Annotated in this window: 1 protein-coding gene; it reads left to right on the top strand. The window is 62.1% G+C overall.

The genetic code is table 11. The annotated features are described in order from the left end of the window. The first annotated feature begins 95 nt into the window (after nt 1-95). Complete coding sequence (locus tag AC0L14_RS34720) at nt 96-1,244, top strand: ISAs1 family transposase (protein WP_473752223.1); 1,149 nt, start codon at nt 96-98, stop codon at nt 1,242-1,244. Nucleotides 1,245-1,262: the final 18 nt, after the last annotated feature.

The raw sequence follows: 1,262 nt of genomic DNA, 5'->3' as shown, positions 1-1,262 counted from the left end.
CAGGGCAACGAGTTCAGGTTAACGACGGCGTGTAATTTGTGGCCCGCCGCAGGTTAGCGTGATTCAAAGAGGCTTCCGCAGATTCGGAGGAAGCCATGAGCGAAGTTGCTACGCCGCGCCGCAAGAGCCTTTTGGGGCATTTTTCGGCGATCAAGGACAATCGCCAGCCCTGCAAGGTGATGTATCCGCTCAGCGAGGTGCTGCTTTTGGTTGTCTGCGGCACGATGGCGGCCTGCGACGATTATGACGACATCGTTCTGTGGGGGAACAGGCATCTCGACTTCCTGCGGCGTCTGCAGCCCTACCATTTCGGCATTCCCTGCGCGGATTGGCTGCGGGTGGTGATGAACCGGATCGGACCGGACCTGTTCGCTTCGTGCTTTCTTGCCTTCGTTGCCGAGCGTCTGCCCGAAGCAGTCGGCCAGATCGCCATCGATGGCAAGACCTCACGCCGCAGCCACGATCGCGGGCGTGGACAGGCGGCGCTGCACCTGGTCTCGGCCTATGCGACAACCCACAGCCTCGTGCTGGGGCAACGGGCGGTGGCCGACAAGTCCAACGAGATCACCGCCATTCCCTTGCTGCTGCAGGAACTGGCCGCGTCCGGAGCGCTGGCGGGTAGTCTCGTTTCCATCGACGCCATGGGCTGCCAGTCCGACATCGCGGAGACGATCGTCGATCTCGGCGGCGACTATCTCCTGGCCACCAAGGACAATCAGAAGACCGCCCATGCCGAGATCCAGCTCTATTTCGACGCCGCTCCCGTCGATGAGATCGATGCGCTCACCGAGGTCGAGAAGGGCCATGGCCGCATCGAGACGCGCCGTCATCTCGTCTCACAGCGTGTCGACTGGATGAGTGGCAGAAGGCGCTATCCCGATGAGCCGCGCTTCAAGGGCCTCAGCACCATCGCCATGGTCGAGACCCGCATCGAGACCGGCGTCGAGGTCAGAGTCGAGCGGCGATGCTACATCTCCTCTCGCATCCTCACTGCAAAAACCTTCGCCGAGGCCGCCCGAGCCCATTGGGGGATCGAGAACGGGCTACACTGGGTTCTCGACGTCCAGTTCAAGGAGGACCAGTCCCGCCTGCGCCGCGGCCACGGCGCCACAAACATGGCCATGGTCCGCCACCTCGCCCTCAACCTCATCCGAGCCATGCCCGGAAAACAATCCATCAAGGGAAAGCGAAAACTCGCAACCTGGGATACCGACTACCTGATGGCAGCTCTCCAAGCCCGTTAACCTGGACTCGTTGCCCTG

This window comes from Mesorhizobium sp. WSM4841 (assembly GCF_055811515.1).
The sequence above is the reverse complement of the archived record's forward strand: the minus strand, read 5'-3'. Positions and strand labels throughout refer to the sequence as shown.